We start from the raw sequence: 23,498 nt of genomic DNA, 5'->3' as shown, positions 1-23,498 counted from the left end.
CTCTCCCCACATCGCTCGTGCCCGGGGCTCACCCCCCCTCCCTATCCCTCCCCCACAAGGGGGGAGGGAACAGGGTGTCGCACTGTCGTCACCTCGTCATGTCCGTCGGTGCGCGCGGCCCACATCGCGAGCGCCTCGTGATCACGACGGCGTTTGTCGTCGTCGTTCCCTCCCCCCTTGTGGGGGAGGGACAGGGAGGGGGGTGAGCGGCGCTTGCCGTAGCTCACCTCCGGCCCGACGTCTCCCGTCGTCTCCCCGCCACCTCCGACAGGCTTGTCACCTTTGTCGGTTTCCAAACAGCCCGACAGGGCCCGACAGCGGTGCCGACACGATGCGACAAGCCCTTGCAAAACAGGCGCTTCTTCGTTGTCGCGACGCGTCGCGGAGCGGTTGGCACGGGGGTTGCTGATCAAGGGTGCGGAACGGGCGCCGATGTCACCAGCGACGCAAGGCGCGAGACGAAAGGAACCGGTATGAGCTCTCTTCGGCAGATCGCCTTCTACGGCAAGGGTGGCATCGGCAAGTCCACCACCTCGCAGAACACCCTCGCGGCCCTCGTGGAGATGGGCCAGAAGATCCTGATCGTCGGCTGCGATCCCAAGGCCGACTCGACCCGCCTCATCCTCAACACCAAGCTGCAGGACACCGTGCTCAGCCTCGCCGCCGAGGCCGGCTCGGTCGAGGACCTGGAGCTCGACGATGTCCTGAAGATCGGCTTCAAGGGCATCAAGTGCGTCGAGTCCGGCGGTCCGGAGCCGGGCGTCGGCTGCGCCGGCCGCGGCGTCATCACGTCGATCAACTTCCTCGAGGAGAACGGCGCCTACGACGACGTCGACTACGTCTCCTACGACGTGCTCGGCGACGTGGTGTGCGGCGGCTTCGCCATGCCGATCCGCGAGAACAAGGCGCAGGAAATCTACATCGTCATGTCCGGCGAGATGATGGCGCTCTACGCCGCCAACAACATCTCCAAGGGCATTCTCAAGTACGCCCATTCGGGCGGCGTCCGGCTCGGCGGGCTCATCTGCAACGAGCGCCAGACCGACCGCGAGATCGACCTCTCCGAGGCGCTCGCCAAGAAGCTCAACACCCAGCTCATCCACTTCGTGCCGCGCGACAACATCGTCCAGCACGCCGAGCTGCGCCGCCAGACCGTGATCCAGTACGCGCCCGACTCGCAGCAGGCGAAGGAGTACCGGACGCTGGCCGAGAAGATCCATGCAAATTGCGGCAAGGGCACCATCCCGACCCCGGTGTCCATGGACGAGCTCGAGCAGATGCTGCTCGACTTCGGCATCATGAAGACCGAGGAGCAGCAGCTCGCCGAGCTCGCCGCCAAGGAAGCCGCCAAGGCGGCCGCCGCGGTCTGACCCGATCCCGTCCGACACGAGCAGCGCGGCGACCGCCGGTCGCCGCCGTCGACATCCGAACGAGGAACGAGCCATGAGCCTCGATTACGAGAACGATGGCGCCTTCAACGAGAAGGTCATCGAGGAAGTTCTGTCCGCCTATCCGGACAAGTTCGCCAAGCGGCGCAAGAAGCACCTCAGCGTCGCCAAGGGAGCCGAGGAGGGCGCCACCGGAGCGGAAGGCGAGGAAGGCCAGCTCCTCTCCGAGTGCGACGTCAAGTCGAACATCAAGTCCATCCCGGGCGTGATGACCATCCGGGGCTGCGCCTATGCCGGCTCCAAGGGCGTGGTCTGGGGCCCCGTGAAGGACATGGTCCACATCAGCCACGGCCCGGTCGGCTGCGGCCAGTACTCGTGGTCGCAGCGCCGCAACTACTACATCGGCTCGACCGGCATCGACAGCTTCGTCACGATGCAGATCACCTCCGACTTCCAGGAGCGTGACATCGTGTTCGGCGGCGACAAGAAGCTCGCCAAGGTGATCGACGAGATCGAGCAGATGTTCCCGCTCAACCACGGGATCTCGATCCAGTCCGAGTGCCCGATCGGCCTGATCGGCGACGACATCGAGGCGGTGTCGAAGAAGAAGGGCAAGGAGATCGGCAAGACCATCGTGCCGGTTCGCTGCGAAGGCTTCCGCGGCGTCTCGCAGTCGCTTGGCCACCACATCGCCAACGACACGATCCGCGACTGGGTGCTCGACAAGAAGGAGACCACCTTCGAGGCCGGCCCCTATGACGTCAACGTGATCGGCGACTACAACATCGGCGGCGACGCCTGGGCCTCGCGCATGCTGCTCGAGGAGATGGGCCTGCGGGTGGTCGGAAACTGGTCCGGCGACGCGACCCTCGCCGAGATCGAGCGCTCCCCTAAGGCGAAGCTCAACCTCATCCACTGCTACCGGTCGATGAACTACATCTGCCGGCACATGGAAGAGAAGTACGGCATCGCCTGGATGGAGTACAACTTCTTCGGCCCCAGCCAGATCGCTCACTCGCTGCGCAAGATCGCCAAGCACTTCGGTCCGGAGATCGAGGAGAAGGCCGAAGCGGTCATCGCCAAGTACCAGCCCCTCGTCGACGCCGTCGTCGCCAAGTACCGGCCGCGGCTCGAGGGCAAGAGCGTGATGCTCTATGTCGGCGGCCTGCGTCCGCGCCACGTGGTAACGGCCTACGAAGACCTCGGCATGCAGATCGCCGGCACCGGCTACGAGTTCGCCCACAACGACGACTACCAGCGGACCGGCCACTACGTCCGCAAGGGCACGCTGATCTACGACGACGTGACCGGCTACGAGCTCGAGAAGTTCATCGAGAAGGTCCGCCCGGACCTGGTCGGCTCCGGCATCAAGGAGAAGTACCCGGTCCAGAAGATGGGCATCCCGTTCCGGCAGATGCATTCGTGGGACTATTCGGGCCCGTATCACGGCTACGACGGTTTCGCGATCTTCGCCCGCGACATGGATCTCGCCATCAACAATCCGGTGTGGGGCCTGTTCGACGCCCCCTGGAAGAAGAAGGGCGAGGCGCCCGTCCTGCAAGCCGCCGAATAGACGGTTCGCGCGGGTTCCCGGCACTCGCGTGAAGGGGAGCCCGCGACGGCGGCCTTGGCCGCTCGTCGCGGGACACCCCGCCCGAGCCGGTCTCGCGGATCGTCGTCCCCTCGTGTCCGAGCGCGTTCGGACGCCGTGAACGGGGAAGAGCTTTCGCCGAACGCGCTCTATGCCGCGTGTCGCCGTATGGCGCGGCCGCGCAGAGAAGACAGGAGCTACCCATGCCGCAGTCGGCCGAAAAAGTCCTCGATCACGCAAAGCTCTTCCACGAGCCCGAGTATCAGGAGCTGTTCAAGCGCAAGCGCGAGGTCTTCGAGTGTCCGTCCGCGCAGGAGGCGATCGACGCCCAGCGCGAATACGCCAAGACCTGGGACTACCGCGAGAAGAACCTCGCCCGCGACTCGCTGGTGATCAACCCGGCCAAGGCCTGCCAGCCGCTCGGTGCCGTGTTCGCCGCCGCCGGCTTCGAGAAGACGATGTCGTTCGTGCACGGCTCGCAGGGCTGCGTCGCCTACTACCGGTCGCACCTGTCGCGTCACTTCAAGGAGCCCGCCTCGGCCGTCTCCTCGTCGATGACCGAGGATGCGGCGGTGTTCGGCGGCCTCAACAACATGATCGACGGGCTCGCCAACACCTACTCGCTCTACGACCCGAAGATGATCGCGGTCTCGACCACCTGCATGGCCGAGGTCATCGGCGACGACCTGAAGTCCTTCATCGGCAACGCCAAGAACAAGGGTTCGGTGCCGCAGGAGTTCGACGTCCCGCACGCCCACACGCCCGCCTTCGTCGGCAGCCACGTCGACGGCTACGACAACATGATGAAGGGCATCCTGGAGCACTTCTGGGAGGGCAAGGAGCGTAACCCCGGCGCCTCGGTCAACATCATCCCGGGCTTCGACGGCTTCTGCGTCGGCAACAACCGTGAGCTCAAGCGCGTCCTCGACCTGATGGGCGTGAGCTACACGATCCTGTCGGACGCCTCTGACCAGTTCGACACGCCCTCCGACGGTCACTTCCGCATGTATTCGGGCGGCACCACGCTGGCCGACACGGCCGGCGCCTTGAACGCCAAGGCGACCGTCTCGCTGCAGACCTACTGCACCCGCAAGACGCTCGATTACGTCGGCGACAAGGGCCAGGAGACGGCGAGCTTCCACTATCCGCTCGGCGTCGCCGGCACCGACGAGCTTCTGATGAAGATCTCCGAGCTCGCCGGGGTGGAGATCCCCGAGAGCCTGACGCTCGAGCGCGGCCGCCTGGTCGACGCCATGGCCGACAGCCAGGCCTATCTGCACGGCAAGAAGTACGCGATCTTCGGCGATCCGGACTTCGTCTACGCGATGGCCCGCTTCGTCCTGGAGACGGGCGGCGAGCCGACCCATTGCCTCGCCACCAACGGCAACAAGGCGTGGGAGGAGGAGATGAACACGCTGCTCGCCTCCTCGCCGTTCGACAAGGATGCCAAGGTGTGGGCCGGCAAGGACCTGTGGGCGCTCCGCTCGCTGATGCTGACCGAGCCGGTCGACTTCGTGATCGGCAGCTCCTACGGCAAGTATCTCGAGCGCGACACCGGCGCGCCGCTGATCCGCCTGACCTTCCCGATCTTCGATCGCCACCACCATCACCGCTTCCCGCTGATGGGCTACCAGGGCGGCCTGCAGCTCCTGCGGACCATCCTAGACAAGGTGTTCGACAAGCTCGATCGCGACAGCGAGATCCCGGCCAAGACCGACATCTCGTTCGACCTGACCCGCTGAGGCCTCGTCCAGCGACGAGGTCTGCTCCCTCTCCCCATCGGGGAGAGGGCTGGGGTGAGGGGGGTCGGGAGCAAATTGGTGACCTCGGCTCCCCCTCACCCGACATCTGCGCCTTCGGTGCAGATGTCGACCTCTCCCCACAGGGGAGAGGTGAAGACCACTGCGGCGATCGCCGCGGCGGCTCACTCCGGGAGGTGAGACGGATGCTGAAGGACAAGGTCAAGGCGCTGTTCGAGGAGCCGGCCTGCGGGAAGAACCAGGCCAAATCCGAGAAGGACCGCAAGGCGGGCTGCTCCAAGCCGCTGACGCCCGGGGCCGCCGCCGGCGGCTGCGCCTTCGACGGGGCGAAGATCGCCCTCCAGCCCGTCACCGACGCGGCGCACCTGATCCACGGTCCGCTCGCCTGCGAAGGCAACTCCTGGGACAATCGCGGCTCCGGCTCGTCCGGCTCGGACCTGTGGCGCCGCTCCTTCACCACCGATCTGACCGAGCTCGACATCGTCACCGGCACGGGCGAGAAGAAGCTCTACAAGGCGATCCGCGAGATCAAGCAGCGCTTCGAGCCCGCCGCCGTGTTCGTCTACGCGACCTGCGTCACGGCGCTGATCGGCGACGACATCGACGCGGTGTGCAAGGCGGCCGCCGCCAAGTATGGCATCCCCGTCATTCCGGTGCAGAGTGCCGGCTTCGTCGGCTCCAAGAACCTCGGCAACAAGATCGCCGGCCAGGCGCTGCTCGACCACGTGATCGGCACGGTCGAGCCGGACGACGCCGGCCCGACCGACGTCGTGATCCTCGGCGAGTTCAATCTCGCCGGCGAGTTCTGGCAGGTGAAGCCGCTGCTCGACAAGCTCGGCATCAAAGTCCGCGCCTGCGTGCCGGGCGACGCCCGCTACGCCGAGATCGCCGCGGCCCACACGGCGCGCGCCACCATGGTGGTGTGCTCGACCGCGCTGGTCGGCCTCGCCCGCCAGATGCAGGAGCGCTGGGGCATCCCGTATTTCGAGGGGTCGTTCTACGGCGTGCTCGACACTTCCGAGTCGCTGCGCCAGATGGCGAAGCTCCTGGTCGCGCGCGGCGCGCCGGCCGACCTGATCGCGCGCACCGAGGCGTTGGTGACCGAGGAGGAGGCCCGCGTCTTCGCGCGGCTCGAGCCCTACAAGGCGCGGCTCGCCGGCAAGCGCGTGCTGCTCAACACCGGCGGCGTCAAGTCGTGGTCGGTAGTCGCCGCGCTGATGGAAGTCGGCATGGACATCGTCGGCACCTCGGTCAAGAAGTCGACGACCGAGGATCGCGAGCGCATCAAGATCCTCATGCGGGAAGACCCGCACATGTTCGAATCGATGGCGCCGCGCGACCTCTACAAGATGCTGGCCGACGGCGAAGCCGACATCATGCTGTCGGGCGGCCGCACCCAGTTCATCGCGCTGAAGGCCCGTACCGCCTGGCTCGACATCAACCAGGAGCGCGTCCACCCCTACGGTGGCTACGACGGCATGGTCGAGCTGGTGAAGCAGATCGACATCGCGCTCCACAATCCGCTCTGGGCCCAGGTCCGCACCCCGCCGCCGTGGGACGCCGACGGCAACCTGATCGAGACCGTGGTGAGGCTCCCTGCGACGGACGCTCCTTCACCTCTCCCCAGCGGGGAGAGGTCGCGCGCGCAGCGCGCGGGTGAGGGGGTGCCGACGTCGGAGAGGGGTGTCCCCCCTCACCCGGCGCCTTCGGCGCCGACCTCTCCCCACAGGGGAGAGGTGATCGAGAACGTTGCGACCGCCACGGTTCATCAGCTCCCGTCCGCCACCGAGCCCGACGTCGGCTTCGCGGCCCGGCACCGGAAGAAGTTCGCCGAGAGCCGGGTGGAGAACTCCGATCCCGACTACCTCGCGCGGCATCGCAAGAAGTTCAAGAACACCGACGCCGACGACATGGGGGAGTGCTGAGATGGCCGTGGTCACCGCCACCCAGAAGGCCGCCAGCGTCAATCCGCTGAAGTCGTCGCAGCCGCTCGGCGCGGCGCTCGCCTTCCTCGGCGTCGCCGAGGCGATGCCGCTGTTCCACGGCAGCCAGGGCTGCACGTCGTTCGCCCTCGTTCTGTTCGTGCGCCACTTCAAGGAGACGATCCCGCTCCAGACCACCGCCATGGACGAGGTGGCGACGATTCTGGGCGGTGCCGATCACCTCGAAGAGGCGCTGCTCAACCTGAAGAACCGCACCAAGCCGAAGCTGATCGGCGTCTGCACGACCGCGTTGGTCGAGACCCGCGGCGAAGATTTCTGGGGCGACATCAAGCAGATCAAGCAGAAGCGGGCCGAGGAGCTCGCCGGCACGGACGTGCTGCTGGTTCATACGCCGGACTTCGAGGGGGCGATCGAGGAGGGATACGGCAAGGCCGTGGCGGCCCTGGTGGACGGTCTCGTCCAGCCGGGCGCGGTCGGGTCGGCACGCTCGGCCACCAAGATCGCGATCCTCCCGGGTTGGCATCACACGGTCGCCGACATCGACCACATCCGCGATACGGTCGAGAGCTTCGGGCTCGAGCCCGTCATCGTGCCGGACATCTCCGGCTCGCTCGACGGCACCGTGCCGGGCCGCTGGATCCCGACCACCTATGGCGGCACGACCGTGGAAGCCATCCGCGCCCTCGGCGACGCGGCCCACTGCATCGCCATCGGCCGTCATGTGCGCCGCGCCGCGGAGCGGCTCTCGGCGATCGGCGGCGTGCCGTTCACGGTGCTCGACACGCTCGGCTCGCTGGAGGCGAGCGACCGCTTCGTCGCGCTGCTGGCAAAAATCTCCGGCCGGCCCGTGCCGGCGAAGCTGCGCCGCGCCCGCAGCCGCCTGCAGGACGCGATGCTCGACGGCCACTTCCACTTCGGCGGCAAGCGCGTCGCAATCGCGGCCGAGCCCGACCATCTCTATCAGCTCGCCACGTTCTTCACCGGGATGGGGGCCGAGGTCGTCACCGCGGTCACCACCACGGGGCACTCGTCGATCCTCGAAAGCGTGCCGGCCGAGACCGTCACGGTCGGCGATCTCGACGACTTCGAGCAGCTCGCAGGCGCTGCGGGCTGCGACCTGCTCGTCACCCACAGCCACGGCCGCCAGGCCGAGGAGCGGCTCGGCGTGCCGCTCATGCGGGTCGGCTTCCCGATCTTCGATCGGCTCGGCAGCCAGCACCGCCGCACCGTTCTCTACGACGGCGTTCGCGACCAGATCATCGAGGCCGCGAACATCTTCCAGGCGCACCAGCGCATCAACACCCCCGAGAGTCTCGACCCGTTCCGGGATCGTGGAGAGACCCATGTCGGCCATTCGCAAGTTGCGCATCATTGATCAGGACGAAACCGCACCGGCCGGAACGGCCGGCGCCGTGCGGGTGGCGATCGCCACCCAGGACCGGAAGGGGCTCAACGCCCATTTCGGCTCCGCCCGCTGCTTCACGGTCTACGACGTGACCGCGCAGGGCTGGACGCATGTCGAGACCATCACGTGCGACGACGTGTCGGACGAGCAGGGCACGCATCAGACCGACGGGGAGGATCGCATCACCCCGAAGGTCGACGCGCTCAAGGGCTGTCACCTCCTGTTCTGCGTCGCCATCGGCGGGCCTTCCGCGGCGAAGGTCGTGGCGGCCAAGATCCACCCGATAAAGATGTCGGCCCAGCCGATCGACGCGGTGCTGGAGCGCACCCGCGTGATGCTGGACGGTGCGCCGCCGCCGTGGCTGCGCAAGGTGCTGGCGAATGCCGGCGTCGCCACCGACAAGCCGTCCTTCGTCGACGACGACGAGTGAGCCCGGAGCCCGCACGATGACCGACACCACCACGGCCCGCGATCCGGCCGTCGCCGATCTCGAGGCGCTGGCGACGCCGTTCCTGCAGAGCCTGGTCCGGCTGATCCGGGCGCAGGACTCCTACGGCGCCTGGGACGGCAAGAGCGACGCGCAGATCCTCGCCGCCTACATCGTCACCAAGGAGCAGCGTCGCGCCATGCCGATCATGGGCGACCCCGATCCCGACGTGCTGTGGCGGATCGAGCAGTTCTACGGCGCCATCGGGCTCGCCATCGAGCAGGGCACCGGCCTCGTCGCCAGCCCGATGATGAAGATGCACCACGAGGGCTTCGGCCGCATGATCCTCACCACGGGCCGGCTCGTGGTGCTCACCAAGCATCTGCGCGACGTCCACCGCTTCGGCTTCGACAGCCTCGCGGCGCTCGCCGCCGAGGGCACCAAGCAGGTCGCCGCCTGCACGGCCATCATCGAGAAATTCCCCGAGGTCGCGCGCGCCTGAGGCGCCGCGTCGGCAGCGCGGCTCCGCCGCGAAGGAGACAGCGACATGTTCACGACCCGCGACGGTTCGCCCTGGGAGCCGAGCTACATCACCGCCATCGACGGTAACAAGTGCATCGGCTGCGGCCGCTGCTTCAAGGTGTGCTCGCGCGACGTGATGAACCTGATGGGTGTCAACGACGACGACGAGCTGGTCGCCTGCTCGGGCGACGACGACGACGACGAGGAGTTCGTCCGCAAGGTGATGGTGCTGCACCAGGCCGGCAACTGCATCGGCTGCGGCGCCTGCGCCCGGGTCTGCCCCAAGAATTGCCAGACCCACGTTCCGGCCGGCGCGCTCGCGGCGGCCTGACCATGGCACCCGCGGCCTCGCCTGTTCTCGCCGGCGCGATCCCGCCCGGCTTCTGCCGCGATGCGGCCTGCGGCGCCCGCAGCGCCGCTGCCATCTATCGCGGCCTCACCGGCTGGTGGCCGGCCGAGGTCAGCATCCACGACGACGACGACTTCGACGCGCACGTGTTCGCCTCGCTGATTGCCGTCGCGGCGTCGGAGGGCGGCGCCGTGCATCTGCGGCTCGGCCTCTCGGCGGCCGAGCTGAAGCGACTGGTCGAGCGCCGTTTCCCCGGCGCCACGATCCTGCTGCGCCCGGACGACGGCGACGCGGTGCCGCACGACGACGAGGTCGCGATGGTGCACGACCTCCTGCGCGCCTATGCGAGCCGTGACGACGAGGACGCGCGCTGGCTCGCCGCCATGGTGGCCCGCCGCGCGGTCGAGCCGAACCATCTGTGGGAGGATCTGGGCCTGCGCGACCGCAGCGAGCTGACCCGGCTGCTGCAACGGCATTTCGGCGCGCTCGCCGCCAAGAACACCCGCAACATGCGGTGGAAGCGGTTCTTCTATCGCACCATGTGCGAGACCGACGGCTTCGTGATGTGCGCGACGCCGGTGTGCTCGCACTGCGCCGACTTCGAGGCCTGCTTCGGCGAGGAGACCGGCGAGAGCCGCCTCGCCCGCGCCCGTCGCGACGCGCCGCCGCCGCTGTCGTGAGGGGCCCGCTCCCGTAGCCAGCGCTCGTAGCGCATGAAGCGCAGCGGAATGCGGGACGTCGGGCCGCGAGGCAGCCCGGACTGCGCTTCGCTCCAGCCGGGCGACGGCTCTTCCCCTCATGGTGAGGAGCGCGACGCAGTCGCGCGTCTCGAACCATGTGGCCAGCGAACAGCTTGGCCACCCGTCATCCGGTCTCCGTCATGCCCGCGCTCGTCGCGGGCATCCACGTCCTTTCTGACATGCGCCGCGCAGGACGTGGATGGTCGGGACGAGCCCGGCCATGACGAGGACGGCGCTTGCGACAAACCCGACATGCGTCGTCCGCAGGGCGTGTCGGCTTTGCGACGGCGGGCCGACGCGGGCGCCGCCGCGGGTCCAGCGCGATCGCAGAAACCGTTGAGTTGTCGGCGTTTCTCGCGTGTCCGCGGCGCTGGCACGGCAGTTGCTCATCGGTCCTTCAGCCGGAGCTGGAAGGAGCCCCCCGAGATGATCACCTTGTCGACCGAAGCCGCCGCCGCCGTGAAGACCGCGATGTCGCGCGCCGGCAAGCCCGACGCGGGCTTGCGGGTGATGATCGAGACAGGCGGCTGCGCCGGCAACAAGTACATGATCGGCCTCGACGCCACGCCGCGCCCCGACGACGCCGTGATCGAGTCGGGCGGCGTGAAGCTGTTCGTCGACCCGCAGTCGCAGCCGCTCGTCACCGGTCTCACCATCGGCTTCACCGAGACGCTCGCCGGCAAGGGTTTCACGTTCGAGAACCCGAACGCGGCGTCGAGCTGCTCCTGCGGCAAGTCGTTCGGCTGAGGAGCGGTCCCATGCACGGCACTCTTCCCGCCACCGAACTCCCCGCCGCGCCCGTCCTCGATCCGGCCGCGGCCGCGGCGCTGCGTGAAAAGCTGATCGCCGACGCGGTCGCCGAGCTGCGCCCCAACATCCAGAAGCACGGCGGCGACTGCGAGCTCGTCAAGATCGAGGGCACGACCGTCCATGTGAAGCTGACCGGCAACTGCGTCGGCTGCGTCCTCGCCTCGGTGACGATCCAGGGCGTGCAGGGCCGGCTGATGGCCAAGCTCGGCTTCCCGATCCGCGTCGTCCCGGCCGCATAGACCAGAGAGAGCAGGGCGCGATGACCCCCGTCTACCTCGACAACAACGCCACCACGCGGGTCGATCCCCGCGTGCTCGAGGCGATGCTGCCGATGTTTTCGGGCGTCTTCGGCAATCCGTCCTCCGCGCATTCCTTCGGCGCGTCCGCCAAGACGGCCGTGGCGACGGCGCGCGAGCAGGTGCGGGCGCTGATCGGCGCCGCGCATGCGGACGAGATCGTGTTCACGTCGGGCGGCACCGAGAGCGACACGCTCGCGATCCTGGGCGCGCTCGCCGCAACCGCCGGGGCAGGGGGCGCGACGACCGGTCGCAGCGAGGTCGTGATCAGCGCGGTCGAGCACCCGGCCGTGAGGAAGCTCTGCGCCTCGCTTACGAAGACCCGCGGCATCGTCGTGCACGAGATCGGGGTCGACGGCCGCGGCCGCATCGACCGCGATGCCTACGCGGCAGCACTGTCCGAGCGCACCGCGCTGGTCTCGATCATGTGGGCCAACAACGAGACCGGCACGATCTTTCCGGTCGCCGATCTGGCCGCGCAGGCCAAGGATAAGGGCGCGCTCTTTCACACCGACGCCGTCCAGGCGGTCGGCCGGCTGCCCTTCGGGGTCGCCGAAAGGATGATTGATCTTCTCTCGCTGTCCGGACACAAGCTCGGCGCGCCGAAGGGTGTCGGTGCGCTCTACGTCCGTCGTGGCGTGAGGCTCGGCGCCCAGACGATCGGCGGAGCTCAGGAACGGGGCCGGCGCGCCGGCACCGAGAACGTGCCCGGCATCGTCGCGCTCGGCGCCGCCTGTGCGCTGGCGGCCGAGCGGCTCCCGTCCGACACCCCCCGGATCGCGGCGTTGCGAGACTCTCTGGAGACCGGGCTTTTCGCCCGGATCGCCGAGGCAAAAGTGCTCGGCGATCCAGACTCTCGCGTCGCCAACACGACCAGCATCGCTTTCGCCGATGTCGAGAGCGAGGCGGTCGTGCGCCTGCTCGATCGCCGCGGCATCGCCGTGTCGTCGGGCTCCGCCTGTGCGGCCGGCTCGGTCGAGCCCTCGCACGTGGTGCGGGCCATGGGCGTGCTGGAACAGTTCGCCCGCGGCGTCGTGCGCTTCTCGCTGTCGCGCGACACCACGGCGGATGAAATCGCACGCACCATCGATTGCGTGAGCGACGTGATTGCCGATCTGCGGGCCGATGCCCTCGATCCCGCGGCCTGAGGAGTGAACCGATGACCCGACCCGTCGCCGCCCCGACGACGCCCGACAGTCGCGCGCCCCGCGTCGTCCTCAACGACACGACGCTGCGCGACGGCGAGCAGGCGCCGGGCGTCGCCTTCACGGCCGACGAGAAGGTGGCGATCGCGCGCGCGCTCGCCGCGGCGGGCGTTCCCGAGGTCGAAGCCGGCACGCCGGCGATGGGTCCGCAGGAGATCGCGGCGATCCGCGCCGTCGTCGAGGCGAGGCTGCCGCTCACCGCCATCGCCTGGTGCCGCATGCGGCGCGAGGACGTCGACGCGGCGCGCGCCGCCGGCGTCTCGATGGTCAACGTGTCGCTGCCCGTGTCGGACGTGCAGATCGCCGCCAAGATCAAGGGCGGCCGCGAGGCCGGGCTCGCCATGCTGGCCGACGTGGTCGGCTACGCCCGCTCCCACGGGCTCGACGTCGCGGTTGGCGGCGAGGACTCGTCGCGCGCCGACGTGGCCTTCCTGGCGCAGGTGGTGGCGGCCGCGAAGGCCGCCGGCGCCCGGCGCTTCCGCATCGCCGACACGCTGAGCGTCCTCGATCCCTTCACCACCCGCGCGCTGGTCTCGGCCGTGCGGGCCGCGACCGATCTGGAGATCGAGTTCCACGGCCACGACGACCTCGGGCTCGCCACCGCCAACACGCTCGCCGCCGTGCAGGCTGGCGCGACGCATGCCTCCGTCACCGTGATGGGCCTCGGCGAGCGCGCCGGCAACGCGCCGCTGGAGGAGGTCGCCGTGGCGCTCAAGCAACTTTATGGGCGGGATACGGGGGCCGCGTTCGAAAAGCTCGCCGACGTCGCCGCCGTGGTGGCGGCCGCCGCGGCGCGGCCGATCCCGGTCGACAAGGCGATCGTCGGCGATCACATCTTCACCCACGAGTCCGGCATTCATGTCGACGGGCTCCTGAAGGATCACCGCACCTACCAGGCGCTCGATCCCGGCCTGCTCGGTCGCGCCCACCGCATCACCATCGGCAAGCACTCAGGGCTGGCGGCGATCGCCATGTCGCTGGCCGAGCTGCGGCTGCCGGCCGAGGAGCACGAGCTGCCGGCCATCCTGGCGCGGGTGCGCGAGCGGGCCGTCGCGGTCAAGGGACCGGTGGGCGAGGACGCGCTGCGCGCCATCTGGCGCGAGGTCAAGACCCCGATCCGGCGTGTCGAGGAGGCGCTGCAATGAGCATGTGTGGAAACCACGGTGTCGTCGTGCCGGACGCGATGGCGAAGCTGCGGAAGGCCGAGTCGGCGGAAGAGTTCTTCCAGATTCTCGGCGTCGCCTACGACCCGCAGGTCGTCAATGTCGCGCGCCTGCACATCCTCAAGCGGATGGGCGAGTACCTTTCGGGCGACGAGCTCGACGGCATCCCCGACATGATCGCGGTCGCCCGCTGCAAGAGCGTGCTGGAGCGCGCCTACGAGGAGTTCGTCGCCTCCTCGCCGCTGGAGAAGCGCGTCTTCAAGGTGCTGAAGGAGGCGGTCGAGCCGAAGGCGCCGAAGAATTTCGTGCCGCTCGACGACCTGAAGTGAACAGCGCGAACACGCGACGCGCCGAACCGTAGCGAGCCGAAGCGAGCCGAGCCGGGCCGGTCGAGTCACCCCGGCCCCGACCCACACGTGAGCGAGACCGCCATGCACATCGTCGTCTGCATCAAGCAGGTCCCGGACTCGGCGCAGATCCGCGTCCATCCGGTCACCAACACCATCATGCGGCAGGGCGTGCCGACCATCATCAACCCCTACGACCTGTTCGCGGTCGAGGAGGCGCTGCGCCTGCGCGATCAGCACGGCGGCACCGTGACGATCCTCACCATGGGCCCGCCGATGGCCGAGGAGAGCCTGCGCAAGGCGCTGACCTTCGGGGCGGACCGCGCCGTGCTGCTGACCGACCGCTTCTTCGCCGGCTCCGACACGCTGGCGACCTCGTTCGCGCTCGCCACCGCGATCAAGAAGATCGGCGAGACCTTCGAGCCCGTCGACATCGTGTTCACCGGCAAGCAGACGATCGACGGGGACACCGCCCAGGTCGGCCCCGGCATCGCCAAGCGGCTCGGGCTCAACCAGCTCACCTATGTGTCGAAGGTGTCGGCCCTCGATCTCGCCGGCCGCAGCATCGACGTCGAGCGTCGCGCCGAGGGCGGCGTCCAGGCGCTCAAGACCGCGCTGCCCTGCCTGATCACCATGCTGGAAGGCACCAACGAGATCCGTCGCGGCTCGCTGCCCGACGCGCTGCGCGCTGCCCGCGCCGAGATCGTCACCTGGAGCGCCAAGGACGCCGGCATCGAGGACGTGACGCGCTGCGGCCTGCGTGGCTCGCCGACCGTGGTGAAGCGCGTGTTCGCGCCGACGCCGCGCTCCGAGAAGGCCAAGATCATCGAGGTGTCGCAGGCCCAGCTGAAGGCGACCCCGAAGGAGCAGCACAAGACCCTGCTGCCCGAGGCGCTGATCGACGCGCTGTTCGCGCATCGTCCGACCCTCGAGGAAGAGCTGACCACGCTCGCCCGCGGCTACTGACCAGCGGCACCCGAAACCCGATCCGGAGACCACGATGGCCGAGCAGAAACCCGCCCCCGCCGCCGGTGGCCGCGCTTCGATGAAGAAGGAGCTGCCGGAGCGGTTCCGGAATCACAAGCACGTCTGGGTGTTCATCGAGCAGGAGCGCGGGCACGTCCATCCCGTCTCCTGGGAGCTGATGGGCGCCGGCCGCATCCTCGCCGACAAGCTCAAGGTCGAGCTCGCCGGCGTGATCATCGGGCCGCCCGGCGAGGCGACGCTCGCGGCCGCCCAGGAAGCCGCCTGCTACGGCGCCGATCTCGTCTACACGGTGACCAACCCGGTCTTCGCCGACTACCGCAACGATCCCTACACGAAGGCCCTCACCGACGCGGTCGAGACCTTCAAGCCGGAGATCCTGCTGCTCGGCGCGACGACGCTCGGCCGCGACCTCGCCGGCTCGGTGGCGACCACGCTGGCGACGGGCCTCACCGCCGACTGCACGGCCCTCGACGTCGATCCGGACGGCTCGCTCGCCGCGACCCGCCCGACCTTCGGCGGCTCGCTCCTGTGCACCATCTACACGCTCAACTTCCGGCCCCAGATGGCGACCATCCGGCCGCGCGTGATGCCGATGCCGGAGCGCGTCGAGCGCCCGCTCGGCCGCCTCGTCGAGCATCCGCTCGCGATGGCCGAGGAGGACATCGTCACCAAGGTGCTGAAGTTCATCCCGGACCGCGACCAGGCGAAGTCGAACCTCGCCTATGCGGACGTGGTGGTGGCCGGCGGCCTCGGACTGGGCTCGCCGGAGAACTTCCAGCTCGTCACCCAGCTCGCCTCCGTGCTCGGCGCCGAGTACGGCTGCTCGCGCCCGCTGGTGCAGAAGGGCTGGCAGCCGGCCGAGCGGCAGATCGGCCAGACCGGCAAGACCATCCGGCCGAAGCTCTACATCGCGGCTGGCATCTCGGGCGCGATCCAGCATCGGGTCGGCGTCGAGGGGGCCGACCTGATCGTCGCCATCAACACCGACAAGAACGCGCCGATCTTCGACTTCGCCCATATCGGCGTCGTCACCGACGCGCTGCATCTCTTGCCGCAGCTCACCGAGGCGTTCCGTCACCGCCTGTCGGCCCATATCCGCGATCGCATCGCGAGCTGAGGGAAACCGCGCCATGACCGAGAAGTTCGACGCGATCGTCGTGGGGGCCGGCATGGCCGGCAACGCCGCGGCCTACACGATGGCCAAGCGCGGCCTGAAGGTGCTGCAGCTCGAGCGCGGCGAGTACGCCGGCTCGAAGAACGTGCAGGGCGCCATCCTCTACGCCGCCCAGGTCGAGAAGCTGGTCCCCGAGTTCCGCGAGGACGCGCCGCTCGAGCGCCATCTGATCGAGCAGCGCTTCTGGATGATGAGCGAGACGTCTCACACGGGCCTGCATCACCGCAACGACGAGTTCAACGAGGAGCGGCCGAACCGCTACACCATCATCCGCTCGCAGTTTGACCGCTGGTTCTCGCGGCACGTCCGCGACGCCGGCGCCGTCGTGCTCACCGAAACGACCGCGCTCGAGCTTCTGCAGGACGCGAAGGGCAAGGTGGTCGGCGTGCGCACCGACCGGCGCGACGGCGAGGTGTTCGCCGACGTCGTGGTGCTGGCCGAGGGCGTCAACGGCCTGCTCGGCACGCGGGCGGGGCTGCGCGAGCGGCCGAAGCGCGAGAACGTCGCGCTCGCCGTCAAGGAGATGCACTTCCTGCCGCGCGAGACCATCGAGGCGCGCTTCAACCTCAAGGGCGACGAGGGCGTCGTCATCGAGGCGGCCGGCACCATCTCCAAGGGCATGGCCGGGATGGGCTTCATCTACACCAACCGCGAGAGCATCTCGATCGGCATCGGCTGCCTGGTGTCGGACTTCGCCAGGAACAACTACGCGCCCTACGAGCTGCTCGAGGGCTTCAAGAAGCATCCTTCCGTGGCGCCGCTGATCGAAGGCTCCGAGGTGAAGGAGTATGCCGGTCATCTGATTCCGGAAGGCGGCTACCGGGCCGTGCCGGAGCTGGCCGGCGACGGCTGGGTGGTGTGCGGCGACGCGGCCCAGCTCAACAACGCGGTGCATCGCGAGGGCTCGAACCTCGCGCTCGCCTCGGGCCAGATGGCCGGCGAGACGATCGCCGACCTGAAGCAGCAGGGGGCCGAGCCGACCAAGCGCAACCTGGCGCTCTACCGGACCCGCCTGACCGAGTCGTTCGTGATGAAGGACCTGAAGAAGTACAAGGATCTTCCCGGGCTCCTTCACCACAACACCCAGAACTTCTTCCTGACCTACCCGCAGCTCGTCGCCAAGGCGATGGAGAACTTCGTGCGGGTCGACGGCACGCCCAAGATCGAGGCCGAGAAGCGGACCTTCAAGTCCGTGCTCGCGGCGCGCTCGCTCACCGGACTGGTGGGCGACGTCGTGAAGATCGCCCGGGCGTGGCGATGACGAGTTCGATCACCGACGCGACCATGTTCACACCCGGAGGCGCCCGATGACGACCGAGCCCGAAGTCAAGGTGGAAGACAAGCTCTACCAGAATCGCTACCGGGTCGATTCCGGCAACTCGCACATCACCATCAAGCCGCACGAGACGCCGTCGCCCGAGCTGCTGGCGCTGGTGAAGGTCTGCCCGGCGCACTGCTACACGCAGAACGACAAGGGCCAGGTCGAGGTGGCGCACGACGGCTGCATGGAATGCGGCACCTGCCGGGTGCTGGCCGAAGGGCAGGGCGACATCACCTGGACCTATCCGCGCGGCGGCTACGGCGTGCTGTTCAAGTTCGGCTGAGCCGGGGGCGAGATCCTCACAGATACGAGCCTCGTAGGGTGGGCAGGCCGCGCCACGGCCTGCCCACGCCGTCCGGAATTGGCGGTTCGAGCTGATCACATCGACCGCGTGGGCACGGCGCTGCCGCGCCTTTGCCCACCCTACGGCTCGGGTCCCGTGGCTACGGCCGCGGCTTGTTCACCGGCGCGAACGGCAGCGGGGTCGGCAGCTCCGGGGCGGCGGGCGCGCGCGGCGGATGGGCTGCCCTGGCCCGCAGCGTCGCGGCGATGCCGAGGAGTCGCGGGGTCTGGTTGCGGATCTCGACCGCGACCTCGCGGTCGAGGCGCTTGAGCCAGCTCGCGGGAATCGCGTCGACCCCGTAGGTGGCTCCGGCCAGCATGCCGACGATGGCGCCGGTCGTGTCGGCGTCGCCGCCCTGGTTGACGGTCTTCACCACCGCCTCCTGGAACGTCGACGTGGTGAAGTAGAAGTGCAGCACGGTGCGCAGCGTGTCGACCACATAGGCGCTCGACTGCCCCGGCGACACCTCGAAGCGGAAGCCGCGATGCTGGGCGACGAGCGCGTCGGCGATGTCGCGCACCTCGTCGCGGCCGGCCCCGGCGAGCAGCCGGTGCAGCATCGTCAGGAGCGCCAGCGAGGCGGCGTCGGACAGCGGGTGGTGATGCGTGGTGCGGCATTGGGCGACGCACCAGTCGGCGCCGATCTCGGGGCATCCGAGCGTGGCGAGCGCGACCGGCAGCAGCCGCATCGCCGCGCCGTTGCCGGCGTCGCCGTCGAAGAACGGGCCCTGGACCGAGCCCTCGGTGAGGAAGCGGCGGATGCCGCGCCGGCAGGTGTTGCCGACGTCGATCGGCCCGGAGCGTAGCCAGCGGGCGAACTCCTCGCACAGATCCTGGAGGTCGAGCGTCTCCTTGCGGATCAGCGAGCGCCCGAGGGCCAGCGCCATCTCGGTGTCGTCGGTGACCTGGCCGGCGGCCAGCCGCAGCCAGCCGCCGCCGACGATGCGATCGTGCAACCCGTAGCGGGTGGCGATCTCGCCCTTGGTCATGAACTCCACGGTGCCGCCGAGCGCGTCGGCCACGGCGAGACCCAGGAAGGCGCCGAGCGCCCGGTCGTCCAGGGTCGGTGCCAGCATGCTTGATCCTAAACGTAGCTCGCCTTCACGCGATAATCACCGCCGATCACCAGATACTCGCCCTCGCCCTTGAGCGGATGGCGGGCGAGCAACGTGTTGAAGAAGGCGATCTTGGCCACCGGCACCTTCGCGGTGAGGATGATGTCGCCGAAGCAGTCGGCGACGTCGCGCTCCGACGTGAAGGAGGCGAGGTTGTTCATGCGGACCACGGCGTTGCGCTTGTCGGCGCGCTCGACGATCTGATGCTCGTCGAAATCGTTGACGCCGCGATAGAGCGTCACGTGGCTCTCGCCCGGCGCCACCATGGTGGTGAGCGCCCACTGGCAGAACTCGTAGACGAGATCGAGCTGGGTGTAGATCGAGTTGTTGTGGAAGCGGCTCGACATCTTCTCTTCGACATAGGTGGTCCAGCCGTCGCCCGTGGTGCGGTCGATCACCTGCTTGTGGAAGGTCGGGAAGATGCCGAAGCGGCTCTCCACCCAGCCTTTCATCACGGCGCCTTCGGGGCTGTTCGAATCGTAGCCCCAGCCCTTGATCAGGCGCAGGAACGACGAGCGATAGCGGCGCGGCCCGCGGGGCCGGCCGTCGGGCTCGGGCTCCTGCTGCTCCGGGTCGAGACCGAACATCGCCATCATGTAGCTGGCGAAGGCGATCCCGGCGTCGGGCAGATCCGGGGCGTGCGACAGCATCTCGAACAGGCTCCGGTTCATCTCCCGCACCCCCGAGATCCGCAGCGGAACGGGGTGCTCGTTGAAGGCGCAGCTCGCCACGAGATCGGTCGGCAGGCCGACCAGATTGGTCGAGTGTCCGAGAAAGCTGCGCCCCGGCATTCGCCTTCGTCCTTGCAAGTGTCGGGCCGCGGATACCGCTGTCGCGGGGCGGCCGGTGCGGGGGGTGACGGTCGAGATGAGGTCGGGCCCGTGTCGGCGGCGGACCGGCCGCCGGGGTGCGAGCGGCCGGGTTTCGCCTCATGAGCCATGGCGTCGGGCGCGCGCCCTGATCTCGGTCAAGATCCGCATTGGCCCTCATTCGCGCATCGTGATGCGGGCCGCGAAGAAGTCGATCGGCGGAGTCGAACAATGTAACGTCGCGGCGCGACGGAGGTGCTTGTGTGGGGATCCGGACAGACGAAATCCATATGCGATCCGTGATAGGTCATCGCGAAACGAAATGGGATTGCCGCTGTGCGGCCGAGCCCAATTCGGCGGCATGCCTAAACAGGGGGCGCCGCGAAAAAAATTTGCCGAACCGGCGGGCGACGGATTGTGCCCGTTTCAAGTCATGATAATCAGATTGGATCGAAGTTTCGGCCGAACGACTTGGCCATGTATGCGGGCCCCGTTCCTGCGACTGACCGACGAGATCTGACTGAACACTCGAGAAACCCGCCGCGGGCGGCTCGCTGTCCGCGGACCTAGACCTGCTCGTCAGTCGAAAGGACGTCCATGAGCACTGGCACCGTGAAGTGGTTCAACGCGCAGAAGGGTTACGGCTTCATCCAGCCCGACGATGGCGGGAAGGACGTGTTCGTTCATATCAGCGCCGTCGAGCGCGCTGGCATGACCAATCTGCGTGAAGGCCAGAAGCTGTCCTACGAGCTCACCCAGGACCGTCGTACGGGCAAGAGCTCGGCCGACCAGCTTCGGGCCGTCTGAGCCTGCACTGCCCGAAAGCCCGCCTCGGCGGGCTTTCTCGTAAGTCGGCCCGAATTCTCTTCGAGGGCTTTGTCGGCGCGAGATTGCGCGACGCTCTCGTACCTCGTCGCGGCGCTGCCATCCGGCTGCGCCGTTTTTTTTTGATTCGAGCCGCTGTCGGGCTCGCCTCGTCCGTTTCACTGTAAGCAACGCGCCTGAAGACGTCGCGTTTGAGAACGTCGCGTCGACGGCGGTGCCGTCGACGCTGGACCATGCGGTGCGAACCGGCGTCGCGCGCGAACCGCGTCAGGCCTTCACGGCCGCCGGCTTGCGCGCGACGGCAGCTCCGGCCGGCGTCTTCTTGGTCGCGACCGCGCTCGCCGCCGACTTGGCGACGGCCGTCTTGGCGGCGGCCGGCTTGGCCGCGGCGATCTTGGCTGCAGTGGTCTTGGCCGTCTTGGCGGCGACCGCCGCCTCGGTCGGCTTCATTCGCCACAGCTGATAGCCGGTCGAGGTGATCGCCTTCTCGATCGCGGCCCGCGACAGCTTGTGCGGCGGATCGCGGTCCGGCCGCACGACCCCGGTCGAGAGCCAGGGGCCGAGCCGCTCGGGGAGCTTGCTGCCGGAGGAGTCCCCCGCGAAGGCCCGCAGGTCGCTCGTGGTCTCCGACTCGAACATGAACAGTCGCATGGTCTTGCCTTTCTCCCCTCCCGGACGCCGCGGCGGGACGGCACGCGGCCGCCCCGTGGCGGTCAGGGCCGCCGGGAGACCGGCGGCGACGGATCAGCGACGGCGGAACTGCTGACGCTGCGGCGGTCGGCGCGCGCCACCGGGGCCGGAATTGGCCTCCTTGTGACGGAAGATGATCCGGCCCTTCTCGAGGTCGTAGGGCGACATCTCGACGATCACGCGGTCGCCCGCGAGCGTCTTGATGCGGTTCTTCTTCATCTTGCCGGCCGTGTAGGCGATGATCTCGTGGCCCGTATCCAGCGTCACCCGGTAGCGCGTGTCCGGCAGGATCTCGGTAACCAGTCCTTCGAATTCGATCAGCTCTTCTTTCGCCATCGCTGTGCTCCGATAATTCTCAGCGTTCGACGCTGTGTCCGGTGTCGCGGCGACCCGGCGCGCCTCGGCGCAGGAACGCCACCTGATCGAGCGCGGCCTCGACCGCGGGTCCGCTGTTGCGCTGGGCCGGACGCTCGGCGAGCGGCACTCCGACCCGCACGGGCGACGGGTGCTGGCCACCGTTGCGGTGCGGACGGCCGGCGTTGTCCCGGGCCGGCTGGCGCTGCGGACCGGACGCGGCCTGCTGTCGCTCGGCCCGCGGCTCGTGGGCGCGGCCGCGCTGCGGCTGCGCCTGGTGCCCGCGATTCCGGTTCTCCTGCGGACGCTCCGCCGGATGGCGGCCCGCCTCGCGGGGCTCGCGCTGCGGACGCTGCGGGGCGGCACGCACCGCCTCGTCACGGTCGCGCCGCGGCTGCTCGGCGCGGGGCCGGTCACGATCGGGCAGGCGACCGCGGCCGCCGTCGCGGCGCTGTTCGCCGCCGGCGCGACGCGGCTCGCCGTCACGGCGGCCATCGCCACCGTTGCGGCCGCGCGCGCCCTGCTGGGCCGGCCGGGAGGCCGGCAGCGGACGGCCGCCGGTGCGCCGGTCGGTCGCCGGGATGGCGAAGCGAATCAGCTTCTCGATGTCGCGCAGGAACGGCAGCTCCTCGCTGTCGCAGAACGAGATCGCGATGCCCTCGGCGCCGGCCCGCGCGGTGCGGCCGATGCGGTGGACGTAGCTCTCCGGGATGTTCGGCAGGTCGTAGTTGACGACGTGCGACACGCCCTCGACGTCGATGCCGCGGGCCGCGATGTCGGTGGCGATCAGGATCCGCACCTCGCCGGTGCGGAACGCCGCCAGCACCCGCTCGCGCTGGTTCTGCGACTTGTTGCCGTGGATGGCGGCCGACGCGATCCCGGCCTTGTCGAGGCCGCGGACGACCTTGTCGGCGCCGTGCTTGGTGCGGGTGAAGACGAGGCAGCGGTCGATCGGCTCGCTCTTCAGCACCTCGGCCAGGATCTGCGGCTTCGCCGACTTGTCGACATGGACGATGCGCTGGTCGATGCGCTCGGCCGTGGAGGCGGCCGGCGTCACCGACACGCGGGCCGGGTCGCGCAGCATCTGGGCGGCGAGCTCGGCGATCTGCTGCGGCATGGTGGCCGAGAAGAACAGCGTCTGGCGGTCCTTCGGGAGCTTCGACACGATCTTACGGATGTCGTGGATGAAGCCCATGTCGAGCATGCGGTCGGCCTCGTCGAGCACCAGCACCTCGACGGCGTTGAGCCGCAGCGCGTTGGAGTTCACGAGGTCGAGGAGGCGGCCCGGGGTGGCGACCATCACGTCGAGGCCGGGCAGCACGGCGCGCACCTGGCGGCCCATCGAGACGCCGCCGATGGCGAGGTCCGAGGCGACCTTCATGTGGCGCCCATAGGCCTTGAAGCTGTCGAGGATCTGGCCCGAGAGCTCGCGGGTGGGGCTGAGCACCAGGACGCGGCAGCTCTTGCGGACGGTGGGCTTCGGGTCGGAATGCAGGCGGTTGAGGATCGGCAGCGCGAAGGCGGCGGTCTTGCCGGTGCCGGTCTGGGCGATCCCGATCACGTCGCGCCCTTCGAGCGCGAGGGGGATCGTCTGGGCCTGGATGGGAGTGGGGGTGACGTAGTTCTCGTCGACGAGGGCGCGAGCGATCGGCTCGGCCAGTCCAAATCCCTGGAAGGAAGTCAAAGGGTGCTTTCTGTTCTGCGATAGGGCCCGGGCGCAGCTCTGGCGCGCCGCGTGCAGCGGATGAACGGGACATCCCGCGTGGTCTGGGCTGCCTTCGGGTGGCGGATCGGGCCGAAACCGTTGATTGTTTCGTTCACGCGGCCCATGGGGGACCAACCAGAGGTCGGTCAATCCGCTCTGCCGTCTATATGGGCCATTTCGTCGCGGAATTCAAGCTTGGCTGACGGTAAAATAAGAGGGTGTACAGCCTG

The 23,498-nt window shown here is 68.7% G+C and carries 24 protein-coding genes; 19 read left to right on the top strand and 5 right to left on the bottom strand.

What is annotated here, in order from left to right; genetic code table 11:
* The first annotated feature begins 473 nt into the window (after nt 1–473).
* From nifH to CCR97_RS12065, 18 genes are all read left to right on the top strand, one after another.
* A complete protein-coding gene (gene nifH / locus CCR97_RS12150; protein ID WP_111359696.1) occupies nt 474–1,370 on the top strand; it encodes a nitrogenase iron protein in 897 nt (298 codons plus the stop codon).
* 73 nt (nt 1,371–1,443) lie between these two features.
* Nucleotides 1,444–2,961: a nitrogenase molybdenum-iron protein alpha chain gene (nifD, locus tag CCR97_RS12145; RefSeq protein WP_111359695.1), complete on the top strand. Its 1,518-nt coding sequence runs from the start codon at nt 1,444–1,446 to the stop codon at nt 2,959–2,961.
* Between the two features lie 221 nt (nt 2,962–3,182).
* Entirely contained in the window at nt 3,183–4,721 is a 1,539-nt protein-coding gene (gene nifK, locus CCR97_RS12140; RefSeq protein WP_111359694.1) for a nitrogenase molybdenum-iron protein subunit beta, read from the top strand.
* Nucleotides 4,722–4,924: 203 nt separating this feature from the next.
* Nucleotides 4,925–6,664, top strand: a complete 1,740-nt coding sequence (nifE, locus tag CCR97_RS12135) for a nitrogenase iron-molybdenum cofactor biosynthesis protein NifE (protein ID WP_201159522.1) — start codon at nt 4,925–4,927, stop codon at nt 6,662–6,664.
* Nucleotide 6,665: 1 nt separating this feature from the next.
* The gene (gene nifN, locus CCR97_RS12130; RefSeq protein WP_111357337.1) at nt 6,666–8,057 is read left to right on the top strand and encodes a nitrogenase iron-molybdenum cofactor biosynthesis protein NifN; all 1,392 of its coding nucleotides are present in this window, start codon (nt 6,666–6,668) and stop codon (nt 8,055–8,057) included.
* The gene (nifX, locus tag CCR97_RS12125) at nt 8,026–8,517 is read left to right on the top strand and encodes a nitrogen fixation protein NifX (protein ID WP_111357336.1); all 492 of its coding nucleotides are present in this window, start codon (nt 8,026–8,028) and stop codon (nt 8,515–8,517) included. The genes nifN and nifX overlap by 32 nt, the downstream gene beginning before the upstream one ends.
* Nucleotides 8,518–8,533: 16 nt before the next feature.
* Nucleotides 8,534–9,016 (top strand): NifX-associated nitrogen fixation protein, encoded by a 483-nt coding sequence (locus tag CCR97_RS12120; protein WP_170145828.1) that lies wholly within the window; start codon nt 8,534–8,536, stop codon nt 9,014–9,016.
* 45 nt (nt 9,017–9,061) lie between these two features.
* A complete protein-coding gene (gene fdxB, locus CCR97_RS12115; protein ID WP_111357334.1) occupies nt 9,062–9,367 on the top strand; it encodes a ferredoxin III, nif-specific in 306 nt (101 codons plus the stop codon).
* 2 nt (nt 9,368–9,369) lie between these two features.
* The gene (locus CCR97_RS12110; protein WP_111357333.1) at nt 9,370–10,065 is read left to right on the top strand and encodes a nitrogen fixation protein NifQ; all 696 of its coding nucleotides are present in this window, start codon (nt 9,370–9,372) and stop codon (nt 10,063–10,065) included.
* A 486-nt stretch (nt 10,066–10,551) separates the two neighbouring features.
* On the top strand, nt 10,552–10,872 hold the full coding sequence (locus tag CCR97_RS12105) for a HesB/IscA family protein (RefSeq protein ID WP_111357332.1): 321 nt from the start codon (nt 10,552–10,554) through the stop codon (nt 10,870–10,872).
* Nucleotides 10,873–10,883: 11 nt separating this feature from the next.
* Nucleotides 10,884–11,174, top strand: coding sequence for a NifU family protein (locus tag CCR97_RS12100; RefSeq protein ID WP_111357331.1), 291 nt, complete (start codon nt 10,884–10,886; stop codon nt 11,172–11,174).
* A 20-nt stretch (nt 11,175–11,194) separates the two neighbouring features.
* A complete protein-coding gene (locus CCR97_RS12095) occupies nt 11,195–12,379 on the top strand; it encodes an aminotransferase class V-fold PLP-dependent enzyme (RefSeq protein ID WP_111357330.1) in 1,185 nt (394 codons plus the stop codon).
* Between the two features lie 11 nt (nt 12,380–12,390).
* A complete protein-coding gene (nifV, locus tag CCR97_RS12090; RefSeq protein ID WP_111357329.1) occupies nt 12,391–13,581 on the top strand; it encodes a homocitrate synthase in 1,191 nt (396 codons plus the stop codon).
* Nucleotides 13,582–13,583: 2 nt separating this feature from the next.
* On the top strand, nt 13,584–13,928 hold the full coding sequence (nifW, locus tag CCR97_RS12085; RefSeq protein ID WP_111357328.1) for a nitrogenase stabilizing/protective protein NifW: 345 nt from the start codon (nt 13,584–13,586) through the stop codon (nt 13,926–13,928).
* Nucleotides 13,929–14,030: 102 nt separating this feature from the next.
* Complete coding sequence (locus CCR97_RS12080) at nt 14,031–14,912, top strand: electron transfer flavoprotein subunit beta/FixA family protein (protein ID WP_111357338.1); 882 nt, start codon at nt 14,031–14,033, stop codon at nt 14,910–14,912.
* 34 nt (nt 14,913–14,946) lie between these two features.
* Nucleotides 14,947–16,050: an electron transfer flavoprotein subunit alpha/FixB family protein gene (locus CCR97_RS12075; protein ID WP_111357327.1), complete on the top strand. Its 1,104-nt coding sequence runs from the start codon at nt 14,947–14,949 to the stop codon at nt 16,048–16,050.
* A 13-nt stretch (nt 16,051–16,063) separates the two neighbouring features.
* Entirely contained in the window at nt 16,064–17,368 is a 1,305-nt protein-coding gene (locus CCR97_RS12070) for an FAD-dependent oxidoreductase (protein ID WP_111357326.1), read from the top strand.
* A 46-nt stretch (nt 17,369–17,414) separates the two neighbouring features.
* A complete protein-coding gene (locus CCR97_RS12065) occupies nt 17,415–17,711 on the top strand; it encodes a ferredoxin family protein (protein WP_111357325.1) in 297 nt (98 codons plus the stop codon).
* A gap of 160 nt (nt 17,712–17,871) precedes the next feature.
* On the opposite strand, the gene draG is transcribed toward CCR97_RS12065, so the two are convergent.
* Both draG and CCR97_RS12055 read right to left on the bottom strand, forming a co-directional pair.
* Nucleotides 17,872–18,846, bottom strand: coding sequence for an ADP-ribosyl-[dinitrogen reductase] hydrolase (draG, locus tag CCR97_RS12060; RefSeq protein ID WP_111357324.1), 975 nt, complete (start codon nt 18,844–18,846; stop codon nt 17,872–17,874).
* Nucleotides 18,847–18,854: 8 nt separating this feature from the next.
* Nucleotides 18,855–19,676 (bottom strand): NAD(+)--dinitrogen-reductase ADP-D-ribosyltransferase, encoded by an 822-nt coding sequence (locus tag CCR97_RS12055; RefSeq protein WP_111357323.1) that lies wholly within the window; start codon nt 19,674–19,676, stop codon nt 18,855–18,857.
* A gap of 615 nt (nt 19,677–20,291) precedes the next feature.
* Between CCR97_RS12055 and CCR97_RS12050 the strand changes: the two genes are divergently transcribed.
* Entirely contained in the window at nt 20,292–20,501 is a 210-nt protein-coding gene (locus CCR97_RS12050; RefSeq protein ID WP_111357322.1) for a cold-shock protein, read from the top strand.
* 285 nt (nt 20,502–20,786) lie between these two features.
* Here the strand turns inward: CCR97_RS12050 and CCR97_RS12045 are convergent, their stop codons facing one another.
* The 3 genes from CCR97_RS12045 to CCR97_RS12035 all read right to left on the bottom strand — a co-directional run bounded on the left by CCR97_RS12045 (nt 20,787) and on the right by CCR97_RS12035 (nt 23,247).
* Nucleotides 20,787–21,170 carry a hypothetical protein gene (locus CCR97_RS12045; RefSeq protein ID WP_201159521.1) on the bottom strand — a complete coding sequence of 128 codons (384 nt, stop codon included), beginning with the start codon at nt 21,168–21,170 and terminating at the stop codon, nt 20,787–20,789.
* A 93-nt stretch (nt 21,171–21,263) separates the two neighbouring features.
* Nucleotides 21,264–21,545, bottom strand: a complete 282-nt coding sequence (infA, locus tag CCR97_RS12040) for a translation initiation factor IF-1 (protein ID WP_111360226.1) — start codon at nt 21,543–21,545, stop codon at nt 21,264–21,266.
* A gap of 19 nt (nt 21,546–21,564) precedes the next feature.
* Nucleotides 21,565–23,247, bottom strand: a complete 1,683-nt coding sequence (locus CCR97_RS12035) for a DEAD/DEAH box helicase (protein ID WP_111360225.1) — start codon at nt 23,245–23,247, stop codon at nt 21,565–21,567.
* Between the last annotated feature and the right edge of the window lie 251 nt (nt 23,248–23,498).

The sequence above is a fragment of the Rhodoplanes elegans genome (assembly GCF_016653355.1).
GTDB lineage: Bacteria > Pseudomonadota > Alphaproteobacteria > Rhizobiales > Xanthobacteraceae > Rhodoplanes > Rhodoplanes elegans.
This window is presented reverse-complemented; position numbering and strand designations above follow the sequence as displayed.

Excerpts from the sequence above, each read along its gene's own strand:
- nifH (WP_111359696.1), top strand. The coding sequence starts at position 474 with ATGAGCTCTCTTCGGCAGATCGCCTTCTACGGCAAGGGTGGCATCGGC.
- nifD (WP_111359695.1), top strand. The coding sequence starts at position 1,444 with ATGAGCCTCGATTACGAGAACGATGGCGCCTTCAACGAGAAGGTCATC.
- nifK (WP_111359694.1), top strand. The coding sequence starts at position 3,183 with ATGCCGCAGTCGGCCGAAAAAGTCCTCGATCACGCAAAGCTCTTCCAC.
- nifE (WP_201159522.1), top strand. The coding sequence starts at position 4,925 with ATGCTGAAGGACAAGGTCAAGGCGCTGTTCGAGGAGCCGGCCTGCGGG.
- nifN (WP_111357337.1), top strand. The coding sequence starts at position 6,666 with ATGGCCGTGGTCACCGCCACCCAGAAGGCCGCCAGCGTCAATCCGCTG.
- nifX (WP_111357336.1), top strand. The coding sequence starts at position 8,026 with ATGTCGGCCATTCGCAAGTTGCGCATCATTGATCAGGACGAAACCGCA.
- CCR97_RS12120 (WP_170145828.1), top strand. The coding sequence starts at position 8,534 with ATGACCGACACCACCACGGCCCGCGATCCGGCCGTCGCCGATCTCGAG.
- fdxB (WP_111357334.1), top strand. The coding sequence starts at position 9,062 with ATGTTCACGACCCGCGACGGTTCGCCCTGGGAGCCGAGCTACATCACC.
- CCR97_RS12110 (WP_111357333.1), top strand. The coding sequence starts at position 9,370 with ATGGCACCCGCGGCCTCGCCTGTTCTCGCCGGCGCGATCCCGCCCGGC.
- CCR97_RS12105 (WP_111357332.1), top strand. The coding sequence starts at position 10,552 with ATGATCACCTTGTCGACCGAAGCCGCCGCCGCCGTGAAGACCGCGATG.
- CCR97_RS12100 (WP_111357331.1), top strand. The coding sequence starts at position 10,884 with ATGCACGGCACTCTTCCCGCCACCGAACTCCCCGCCGCGCCCGTCCTC.
- CCR97_RS12095 (WP_111357330.1), top strand. The coding sequence starts at position 11,195 with ATGACCCCCGTCTACCTCGACAACAACGCCACCACGCGGGTCGATCCC.
- nifV (WP_111357329.1), top strand. The coding sequence starts at position 12,391 with ATGACCCGACCCGTCGCCGCCCCGACGACGCCCGACAGTCGCGCGCCC.
- nifW (WP_111357328.1), top strand. The coding sequence starts at position 13,584 with ATGTGTGGAAACCACGGTGTCGTCGTGCCGGACGCGATGGCGAAGCTG.
- CCR97_RS12080 (WP_111357338.1), top strand. The coding sequence starts at position 14,031 with ATGCACATCGTCGTCTGCATCAAGCAGGTCCCGGACTCGGCGCAGATC.
- CCR97_RS12075 (WP_111357327.1), top strand. The coding sequence starts at position 14,947 with ATGGCCGAGCAGAAACCCGCCCCCGCCGCCGGTGGCCGCGCTTCGATG.
- CCR97_RS12070 (WP_111357326.1), top strand. The coding sequence starts at position 16,064 with ATGACCGAGAAGTTCGACGCGATCGTCGTGGGGGCCGGCATGGCCGGC.
- CCR97_RS12065 (WP_111357325.1), top strand. The coding sequence starts at position 17,415 with ATGACGACCGAGCCCGAAGTCAAGGTGGAAGACAAGCTCTACCAGAAT.
- draG (WP_111357324.1), bottom strand. The coding sequence starts at position 18,846 with ATGCTGGCACCGACCCTGGACGACCGGGCGCTCGGCGCCTTCCTGGGT.
- CCR97_RS12055 (WP_111357323.1), bottom strand. The coding sequence starts at position 19,676 with ATGCCGGGGCGCAGCTTTCTCGGACACTCGACCAATCTGGTCGGCCTG.
- CCR97_RS12050 (WP_111357322.1), top strand. The coding sequence starts at position 20,292 with ATGAGCACTGGCACCGTGAAGTGGTTCAACGCGCAGAAGGGTTACGGC.
- CCR97_RS12045 (WP_201159521.1), bottom strand. The coding sequence starts at position 21,170 with ATGCGACTGTTCATGTTCGAGTCGGAGACCACGAGCGACCTGCGGGCC.
- infA (WP_111360226.1), bottom strand. The coding sequence starts at position 21,545 with ATGGCGAAAGAAGAGCTGATCGAATTCGAAGGACTGGTTACCGAGATC.